This window comes from Actinoalloteichus spitiensis RMV-1378 (assembly GCF_000239155.1).
Taxonomy (GTDB): domain Bacteria; phylum Actinomycetota; class Actinomycetes; order Mycobacteriales; family Pseudonocardiaceae; genus Actinoalloteichus_B; species Actinoalloteichus_B spitiensis.
Map to the genome: position 1 here is coordinate 1 of NZ_AGVX02000455.1, position 10,479 is coordinate 10,479.

Genomic DNA, 10,479 nt, shown 5'->3' on the forward strand with positions numbered 1-10,479 from the left:
GAGGCCATGGGCGGTGCGGAAGGCCGCCGAGCCGAGTTCGCTCGGCGGCAGCGGACCGTGGGCGGCCACCACCCCCGAGGCCGGTCGCACCGAGGTGAGCGCGTACCCGGACTCCGTGGACACCACGAAGCACGGCTCCTCCAACCGGGCCAGGACCTGGTAGATCCCGGCGGGGTCGGACCTCGTCTCGGTCCCATCCGGAGACCGGTGCTCGCCGGTCGCGGACTGCGTCATGCTCGTCCTTCCTCAGGAGGTTCACAGGCCGTGGTGCCCGCCCGGGCGTCGGGTTCGCGTACCTCGACGGTGACGTCGGTGAGTTCGTAGATCCGCAGCCCGGGTTTCCACACGCTCGCGTCGGCCACCACCTGGAGCCGACCAGGCAGGCGGCGCACGTCCTTGACGTGCGCCTCGAAGAGGAGTTCGCCGTCCTCGGGGAGGACCTGGCCCCGGTACTTCCAGGACGACGTCCGGCCCACCGGGAGCGCGAACCGGGGAGACCGCATGCCGGCGGTCAGGCCCGAGTCCAGGACGAAGATCCGCAGCCCCTGGAGGACCGCCTCCACTCCGATGGAGCCCGGCATCACCGGGTCCTGGTGGAAGTGGCGGGAGAAGTACCAGTCGTCGGGGCTGACCCGGCGGCGGCCCCGGAGGTACCCGCGTCCGTGGACGCCGCCGCCGTCGACGACCTCGATGCCCTCCAGCGCCCGCAGCCGTCCCGTGCCGACTCCGAGCGTGTCGGAACTCGTGTCGGGCACCGGGACCCAGCGGGGACGGACCCCGAGGGCCTCCTGGGCGTCGAGCCAGGTGGGGACGTGCCGGCCCGCGTCGAGCCCCACCTGGCGGGCGAGGGCGTCGCGGGTGAAGTAGCCGAACAGGGACCGCCCCGTGTAGAAGACGGTTTCCCCGACCGAGAGCTCGAACCGGAAGGACTGGAGGACGGCACCGGGCGCCTCCTCGTGGGAGAGCAACTCCGTGGAGTGGCTGATGGTGCGCCCCCGCGTGTCGAGGTCGGCGACGAGCGTGGCCTCACCCTCCAGGTTGCGGATCGACAGCTCGGCGTCCGCGCTCCCCAACGTGGCGCCCAGGTAGTAGCCGAGCAGGATCGCGGCCTGGAGGGCGGTCTCCATGCACACGCAGTGGGGCAGGTCAGGGGTGGCGCCGTCCTGGTAGTACCAGGCGTCGAGGGGCGAGTCGTACTCGGTGCGCATCCGGGAACCCGGGGTGAAGCTGCCCCGGACCCCTTCCAGGGCCATCACGCGGTCGACGAACTGGAAGTCCCCGTTGGGGATGTGCGGCGCGCGTCGTCCCCGGTGCACCGCGAACTCCGGGCCCATCGCGGTCTCCAGGTCACCGCGCGCGGCGTGCGCGAGGTGCAGTTCGTTGATCACGGCCGGCTGTCCCAGGGCGTTCCGGCGGCCGAGGAACGCGGCGGGGTGGCCTCCCCGCTCCGGGCGGTACGGAGTCCCCGGCTTCTCCCGGAGTCGGATCCCGAGGTCATGGATGACCCCGATGACCCGGTCGGCCACGGTGAGCACGACGTCGGCGACCACGGTCGGCCGGGGCAGCAGGGTCAGGGTGGTCACGTCCACGCGGTAGCGCACGGGTGGGGAACCGGGGGTGACCTGGCCCCGGCAGCTGACGGTGGTCTCCAGTCCCGGAACCGGTTGGAACTCGGCGTCGGGCAGGACCAGGTGCAGGCCGAGGAAGAGCGCGTACACCTGCACGATCTGGACGGCGGCCTCGGTGAGCAGGGACCCGGGGAGCACGGGGTCGTCCGGGAAGTGGGCGGCGAAGTACCAGGAGTCGGGGCGGTGGTGGAGCACGGCCCGGACCTCCCCCAGTCCCCTGCTGCCGCCGGTCCGTTCGATGGCGGTGACCTCGTCGAGGAGCAGCAGGTCGGGCCCGGGCAGTCGGACCGAGGGGTTGGCGCCGCCCTGGTCCCACTCCGCGCCGAACACCGCGGCGGCGCCGCCCGGGGCGGCCAGCCGTTCCAGTTCCAGGCGGTTCAACGCGCAGCGGTCGGTCCGGGCGATCGGCTTGAACCATCCCCGTTCGCCGGGCGGGGACAGCGCCCGGCGCAGGTTCTGGGGGGACAGCCCCGTCGAACCGTCGAGTTCGGCGTCCCGGAAGAAGCCCGCCGTGGCCCTGCGCAGTTCGAGCACGAGGGCGTCACCGGAGTAGCACCGGTAGCGGAAGGAGAACAGCAGGGTCTCTCCGTCGCGGACGAACCGGTCGATGGTGATCTCGTAGCGGAGGGTCTGGCCGGCGCGGGGCAGCCTGTCGTGGAAGACGGCGGTGCTGTCGAGCAGCCGGTAGCCCCGTTCACCCCGGTTCAGCGCGTCCGCCCCGAGGAGCGACAGCAGGAGGAGTGTCCCCTGGCCGGCCTCGATGGCCACCGCGCAGCTCAGGCTGCCGTCGACGGTGAAGGGGCCGTCGTCGGGAACGTCGTACTCGGTGGTGATGCGGCAGGGTCGCAGCGCGCCCGGGGTCCCCTCGACCGAGGTCACCCGGCTGATGAGCAGGTACGGCCTGGCCGGCAGCCGCAGCCGTCGGCGGTAGGTGTCCGCCTCGGCGTGCGCCGGTCCGAACAGGTCGTGGAGCCGGCCCTCGGCGAAGGTGACGAGGTCCTCGTGGTTCCACACCGGACCGCTGCCGGTGCTACCGGACGCCGTCGGGCGTGGGAGGCTCGGGGGGCCAGGAGGGGGCTCGGCCGCCGCGGCGGAGCGGGTCGAAAGCGGCGCACGCACCTCATCCGCCTCTGGTGGTGCCGCCGCACCGGAGGCCGGGGACGCGGCCGCGGGTGGCCCGGTGCGGACGGGTCCGGGCGTGGGGAGCGGGAGCGTCCCGCTGTCCTGCCTGGTGGTCAGAGCGCGCAGCGCCAGCGCCTGGAGGCTGCCCTGCGCCCGCAGCGCGGCGTGGTGCGCCTCGGCGACCTGGGCCGCCAGTGCCCCCAGCAGGTGGGCTCGCCGGTCGACGGTCTCCGGGTGTGCGGGCGGGTGCCCCGTCGCGGACGGCGCGCACGGCGTCGACCCGGCAGGCCGGGGGCGCGCCTCCGGGTCGGGAAGCTGCACGAAGGGCGTCCGCTCCATGCTGATCTCATCGTCGCCAGCGGACGCGTGCTTGACAGGTGTTCGGTGCTCGGACCGCACCGGAACCGGCACCACCCGGTCGAGGGCCACTCCCTCGGGAAGTTTGGTGCGCCGTCCGGTGTCGGTGGACGGCGCGGCGAGCACGGCGCGGGCCGCTCGGGCGATCCGGTCGGGCAGGGATGTCCGCTGTCGCGGTACCCGCTCCGGCCACCCGGCAGGGCGATCGGCGGTCGTCGGGTCCGGGGGTCCAGCGGTGAGGGCGTCGAGGCGGATCGGAACGCCGTGGGCGGCCAGCCTGGCCACGGCGGCGGCGATCGCGGCACCCGCCGGAGCGCCGCGCCGGTCCACGGACACGGCCAGGTGATCCCGTCCGGCCAGCGTCGCCGACACCCACCGGGTGCAGGTCGCGCCGGGGCCGACCTCCACGAAGTACCGGAAACCCTCGCGGTAGGCGCTTTCGGTCAGCCCGGCGAAGTCGACCGTCTCCGCGAGCCCGGCAGCGATCCGCCTGGCGTGCGAGGCAGCGTCGTGGGCCTCCAGCTGGAGCGGCCCGCTCGCCCCCGTCCCGAACAGCCTGATGCGCGCCGGGGCCTCGCCCGACGGGTAGGTGTTCAGGGCGACCAGTTCGTCGGACGCGGCGGCGACGAGCGGGCAGTGCATGACGTGGTTGGCCGGTGCCCTCGCCGAGGAGACACCCAGCCGTTCGACCAGCAGCCGGCACTGGCGCGGGTCTCCCGCCACCACGACCTCGGTGGGCGAGTTGACGTGGGTGAGGAACACGCGGTCCAGTCCGTCGAGGTGGTGCCTTACCAGGTCGGCCCGGGTGAGCAGCACGTGGGTGGACCAGATCTCGTCGTCCTCGACCTCGTCACCCAGTTGCCACTGGTCGCGGACCAGCTGTTTGCGTCCCCGGAGCCCGTCCCGGAACAGGCTGGTCCTCGTCAGCGCGTGGTCGTCCCGTGCGGTGTGGTCCCACACCCCGGTGGCGAAGAGCATGCTGCTCTCCCCGAGGCTGTAACCGATCCCCCCGTCCGGGGTCAGCCCCAGCTCGTCTCGCAGCAGCTGGGTGTGCAGGACCGCCATGTTCGTCCCGACCACCAGCATGGAGGGGATGTCGGAGAGCAGGTCGGCCTCGTGCCGGAGGAGCTCCTCCCTGGTCAGCCTGTGCTCGGCAGCCGGGAACAACCGCTCGGTCCGGAAGGCCGCCCTGGGTTCCTCCGCCTCCCGTTCGAACCGCTGCCGCAGGCGCGGGAACATGCGGAACAGTTCGTTCCCGAGTCCGGGGTAGCCGGTGAACGCCCCGGGGTAGACGAAGGCGACCGGAGCCGGTCCGATGGGGTGTGCCGTGGCGTAGCTGCCCGCCGGGGTGGCCCACTCGCCGCCGGAACCGAGCACCGTGGGCAGGTCCCGTTCCGCCGCCAGCAACTCGGCGTGGAGCGACTCGGCGTCGACGGCCACGAGCACCGCCCGGTGACGCCGGGCTGGCAGGCTGGTGGCGGTGCGGGCCACGCTCCTCGGGGGTGCTCCCCCGGCCAGCCGTCGCCGGCACGCGGCGGCGTGGGCGACGAGTTCCTCCGGCGTGTCCCCGGTCAGCCGGAGCAGGATGCGGCCGCCCCGGTCCCATTCGACCACTGGTCGGGGGCGGGGCCGTTCACTGTCGGAGAGGACGAGGTGCGCGGCGCCCGTCCCCCGGTCCGGCACGCTCAGGCTGGCGAACCGGCGTTCACCCCGCCGGGTCGGCAACCAGGGGCGGGGGCGTCCCGGGACGACGAAGCCGGTGCCGGGTACGCCGCCCAGGTCGCTCGGTGCGCCCGGGAGTTCCGCGCGGTGCAGGGACCAGGCCAGTCCGACGAGGGCCGCGACGGTCATCGCGTGGGCCGCGACGCCGGTCGAGGGGCCGAGCGCGCCCACCGAGGGCCGTGCGGCCCGGAGCACCGTCGACAACGCCTGGGCCTCGACGGTGCGGTCCCGCTCCGTCCAGCCGCCCAGCTCCACATGGTCGATCTCCTCGGCGGGGACACCGGCGGCGCGGAGAGCCAGCGACGCGGCGTCGGAGGTCGCCCTGCCCGGCTCGTCGGCTGCCTCGTCGAGATGCCGTATCGCGACCGACCGGATCACGGCGTAGTGCCGGGTCGTCTCGTCCTCCGCCCGGACGAGCACGACCGCCGCCGCCCCGTGGACGGCGGACCTCCCCGGACCGGGATCGTCGGCGGGCTCGGACCCCCGGGCGAGGTCGGTGTCCCCGGCGGGGTCGACATCGACGAGCAGGACGGCCTCCACGGTGGGGTCGCGCAGCAGCAGCCCGGCGACCTCCACCGCCCGCGCGCCGGCCGTGTCGTCGGCGGAGAGGGTGAAGGCCGGCCCGGTCAGGTTCCGGGAGGCGGCGATGCGGCTCACCACCACGCTGCCGACGTAACTGAGGACCTCGTTGACGCTGAGCGGCTCGTGCACGGCGTCCCGCACGGCGCGTTCCAGCTCGTCCAGCCGCGCCGCCGGGATGTCGGCCCCCAGGCCGTGGCATTCGGCGCGGACGCGGGCGCCGATGTCGAACCGGTCCCGGTGCCGGTGGGCGTCGGGTTCCAGGTCGAGGACTCCGATGACCGCGACCCGCCGTGGTTCCGGGCGGTGGCCCGGGAGGCAGCACGGGTAGCCGGCGTCGTCGAGCGCCTGGTCCGCCGCGGCGAACGCGGCGAGGTGCTGCGGGTTGGCGTTGCGCAGGTCCCCCGGCGGGATGCGGTAGGCCGGGCCGGGCGCGGGCAGGTCGCGGCCGGGTCCCCCGTGGTCGGTGGTGGTGGCCGGGCGGGCCGGTCTCGGGATGCCGCGGAGCAGGGCGTCGAGGTGCCGGACGTCGTCGAGTTCTCCGAGGCGGATCCCGAGGCCGGTGATGCCGAGTCGGGGGCAGGCTCCGGAGCGGGTCGTGGCCGGTTCCGGGCCCGGCGGGGTTCCGGTCTCGCTGGACCGCGTCTCCCCTGGTTCGTGGTCGACCGGTGTGCCGGCCGGGTGCGGGGTCGCCGGAGGCGTCGAGGCCGGTGAGCCGCCGCCCGGTTCGGTGTCGCGGTGGCACGGATCGTGGTCGGGGAGGCGCGTCCGGTCGTCCTCGCCGAGGGTGGTGTCCCGCCCGGTGGACAACGCCCTGGTCAGTGCGATGGTCCCGCCGGCACCGGCGCCCCCCGGCCCCGAGGGGGAGGCGCGGGGGTGGTCGCGGAGCACGAGGTGGGCGTTGATCCCACCGAACCCGAAGGCGGAGACCGCGGCGCGGCGGGGCCGGTCCCCGGCGGTCCAGGACCGTCCGATGCGCAGCACCCGGTCGGCGACAGCCTCGGCGGTGGCCGGTCGGCGGGTCCTGACGACTCCGGGTGTGGGTGGGAGCCAGTCGTGCCGGAACGCCAGCAGCACCTTCGCGAGGCTGCTGAACCCGGCGACGGTGAGGAGGTGGCCGAGCTGCCCCTTCACGGACCCGATCTCGGGTAGCCGTCCCGCCCCACCGAAGAACGTGGCGATGCCGGACATCTCGGTGCGGTCGCCCAGCGGGGTCCCGGTGGCGTGGCACTCCAGGTAGTCCACGGTGGTCGGGTCCGGCCCTTGCGCGTAGGCGGCGCGGTAGGCGGCCAGCTGCCCCTCCATCCGGGGGCGCAACGGGTGGCGGCCCGCACCGTCGCCGGCCAGCCCGACGGCCTCCAGGACGCCCAGCACGCGGTCGCCGTCACGCACGGCGTCCTCGAGACGGCGCAGCACCAGCACCCCCGCCCCCTGGCCGGTGACGATGCCCTCCGAATCCGCGTCGAAGGGTTGGCTGCGGGCGGGGTGCCGGGGGTAGGCGCCCAGATCGGAGAAGGACAGCTGGAGCAGGAGTTCGTCCGGAGCGCACACGGCACCCGCGAGCATGGTGTCGGCGGCGCCGGTGAGCAGGTAGTCACGGGCGAGGGCGACGCAGTACAGGGCGGAGGCGCAGGCGGCGTCCAGGCCCAGCCGGGGCCCGCCGAGACCGAGCGCCCTGGCCAGGACCGCGGCCGGCTGACCGAGGGGTCGAGCGTCCCCGGGGGCGGCACCGGGGTGCCGGGGCGGCACCCGCTCCGGCACCGGCCCGCCCAACCCGGCCTGCCGCAGGCCGTGGGCCACGGCGCGGTCGACGAGGGGTCGACGGGCTCGCACCGAGTTCGCGGTGGGGAATGAGTAGTCGCCCAGCACCAGACCGGTCCGCCCGGCGGCATGGTGGTCACGGTGATCGACGCCCGCGTCGCGCAGCGCCGCGCGGGCCACGGCGAGCGGCCAGCGCACGACCCTGTCCTCCCGGGCCAGCTGGTCCTCGGGCAGGTGGAGTCCCCCCAGGTCGAGCGGGAGGTCGTCCACCCAACCCCCGAGCGTGGTCACCAGGTGGTGGTCGGGATCGCCCCATCCACCGGGAACCTCGGGGGAGGTGCCGAAGCGGGTCTCGTCGGCGGGGGTGAGGGCACTGCCACCTGAGGTGAGCAGCCTCCACAGCTCTTCGGGACTCCGGGCGCCTGGCAGCAGGCACGCCATCCCGACGACGGCGATCTCCTGCCCGGTCATGTGGTGCGACCGGCGGCGTGGGGCATGGGCACCTCCGTGGGGACGGGGCCGTGGCCCCGGTGGGGTGGCTGGGAGGGGACGACGGCGCTCACGAGTCCGCGAACTGGTCCTGGAGGCCGGCGTGCGGGACGAGGAGGACGTCGGTGAACCGCAGGAGGAGCCTCCCGTCCGGTGTCACGGCCGACACCGTGCACCGGGGGTTCGGGCCCCCGGTCATCCCGTCGACGGCGACGAGGAACGGGGCGCCGTCGGGCAGCGGGCCGTGCAGTTCCACGGTGCCGATGCCGGTGGGAAGCGCCGGCTGGCCGGTGGACAGCCGGGCCCGGAGGAGCGCCGCCTGCAGGAGCAGGTCCGCCAGCACCGGCGAGTAGTTCGTGGCGTGGTAGGAACCGGCCGCGACCGCCACGTCCGGGAGCTGGCATTCCAGGACGAGCCTGGGGGCCTCGGTGAGGACGCGACGCAGGCCGCGCAGGCTCGGCCCGTGGAACAGGGTGCCGTCGGAGTAGTGTTCCGCCGCTGTTCGCCCGCCGCCCGGCGTGGGCAGCCCGGACAGCCTGACCGGCAGCGCGGGCCGCTCCGGTGGCGGGGGCAGGAGCGCCCGGTACCGGGCGCGGCCGTCCGGAGTGGCGACGAGCACCCGGACCCCCTCGGCGGTCTCGGTGGCCGTGACGCGGAGCGGCGCGGGGTCGTCCTCGGACCACCGGACGCCGCTGAGGACGGTGAAGTCACCGACCTGGTGCACGGGGACTTCGGGTCGCAGTCGCCGAGCGACGTTCAACACGAGGCCCAGGGCGAAGGTCGCGGGCAGCACGACGGCCCCGCCGACGCGGTGGTCGGACACGACCGGTTCGTCGACGAGGGGGTGGAGGGACCGCTCCACGGTCGTCGTCGGCTCCCGAACGGGTGTGGTCGGCGCGAGCGGCGTGTCCGGCCCGACCGCGCAGACCAGGTCGGCGGCGCGGGCCGGGGTGAACTGTTCGACGAACCGCGCGACGCCGGTGCGCGCGGGGATGAGCGGAACGCCTCGGGACGCGAAGATCCGCGCGACCTCGGGGGTGACCATGCCCCCCTCCCAGGGGCCCCAGTTCACGGAGTGGACGGTGGTGCCGGGATGGTGGCGGCGGACGACGCAGGCCAGTCGGTTGAGGGCTTCGTTGGCCGTGGCGTAGTCCGCCTGGCCCGGGTTGCCGAACAGGCCCGCCACGGAGGAGAAGAGCAGCAGGTGCCGGAGGTGGTCGGTGTCGAGGGCGTCGAGCACGTTCCGCAGGCCCGTGATCTTGACGTCCAGGACCTCGGTCATCTCACTGGCACGCTTGTCCACCAGCCGGCGGTCAGCCAGCACGCCAGCCCCGTGGACCACCCCGGTCACCCGTCGGTGGTAGGGCTCGAGGGCCTGTGAGGTGGCTACCGGGTCCGTGATGTCCACCGCCACGTACTCGGCGTGCGATCCGGCGGCCTCGACATCGGAGAGGGTGCGCCGGATCTCGCGTCCGGCGAGCACCCGGCGACGCGCTCGTTCCACCTCCGGGGGCGTGGGCTGGCCACCGGAGGCGGTGAGGGCCCGCACCGCCGCGGCCCGCAGGTCGACGTCCTCGACTCCCACCGCCCACCCCGGGTCGGGCTCGAGGCGCGACCTGCCGAGCAGCACGAGACCCGGCTGGTGAGCCCGTGCCAGGCCGACGGCGCAGGCCGCGGTGATGCCCCGCCCGCCACCGGTGACGACGAGGAGGTCCTCCGCGCTCGGTTCGGGTTGCGCCGCCCCCGTGGGCAGGGGCAGCAGTCCCGGCCGGTCCTCCCGGTCGCTGAGGCCGATGGTCCGCCGCACACCGTCGGCGTCCCAGCCGACATCGCGGAGACCTGTGTCCGCGTCCCGGAGTTCCCGCAGGAGGAGGGTCGCCGCCCGGTCGGGGGCGAGCCGGGCGTCGAGGTCGACGACCCTGGCGAAGAGTTCGGGATGTTCGAGCGCGGCGGTGCGGACCAGTCCGGCGAGGCCGCCGAGCGCGGCGCTGGCGAGGTCGGCACCGGTGTAGCCGAGCTGGCCGTCGGTCCTGGTCACGCAGAGGAAGGTCGTCCGGTGCCCGTCGCGGCGCCCGGTCAGCCGCTCCAGGTTCCGCGCCGCCAGCATGAGGGCGGCCAGCAACGCGTCCCGGGCGGCGGAGAGGTCCGCGGGGCGTGGCGCCAGGTAGACGACGAGGTCCAGGGGCGTGCCCTCGTCGCGGTTCTCCTCCCCGACCGCCCACCCCTCGGAGGTGAGCGCCTCGGCGAAGCACTTGGCGTGGTCCTCGGTGAGGTCACCGGCGAGCAGCGCGGTGGGCGTGGGCCGGTAGGCGTCGACCACGACGTCGGGTGGTGGCACCTCGACCGGGCGGGCCCACCGCCGCCCCACGGCGGGACCGCCCTCACCTTTTGGGTCGGTCGCCACCTCCTCGACCGACGCCGAGTCGGCGGTCCTGGCGGCACCGGGGGCCTGGTCGGGGGCCTGGCCGCGAACGAACACGTCCACCAGGTCGTCCAACGTCCGGCACTCCCCCAACTCCGCCAACCCCACCCCACCCGCACCAGGCCACCGCTCCCGCAACGCCCCCACCACCTCGACCCGCTTGATCGAGTCCACCCCCAGATCCGCCTCCACGTCCATCGACGGATCAACCATCCCCACCGGGTACCCCGTCCGCTCCGCCACCACCTCCACCAACACCCGCCGCACTTCATCCCGCGACGGAACCACCGACACCCCACCCGAACCGACCACGTCCGGTTCCCCGACGCTCTCACCGGGCGGTTGCGAGCAGTGCTCGGCCTGGCCGCGAACGAACACGTCCACCAGGTCGTCCAACGT

The 10,479-nt window shown here is 74.6% G+C and carries 2 protein-coding genes and 1 pseudogene; all 3 read right to left on the reverse strand.

The genetic code is table 11. From position 1 onward, the window contains the following. A pseudogene (locus ACTIDRAF_RS29800) lies at window positions 1-234 on the reverse strand (hypothetical protein); the annotation flags it as partial. Next, the gene (locus tag ACTIDRAF_RS29805) at window positions 231-7,640 is read right to left on the reverse strand and encodes a type I polyketide synthase (protein WP_016700313.1); all 7,410 of its coding nucleotides are present in this window, start codon (window positions 7,638-7,640) and stop codon (window positions 231-233) included. The pseudogene ACTIDRAF_RS29800 and the gene ACTIDRAF_RS29805, both read right to left, overlap by 4 nt. Window positions 7,641-7,728: 88 nt before the next feature. Further along, window positions 7,729-10,479, reverse strand: a 2,751-nt coding sequence (locus tag ACTIDRAF_RS0219010) for an SDR family NAD(P)-dependent oxidoreductase (protein WP_016700314.1), incomplete at its 5' end; no start/stop codon positions are given.

Excerpts from the sequence above, each read along its gene's own strand:
- ACTIDRAF_RS29805 (WP_016700313.1), bottom strand. The coding sequence starts at position 7,640 with ATGACCGGGCAGGAGATCGCCGTCGTCGGGATGGCGTGCCTGCTGCCA.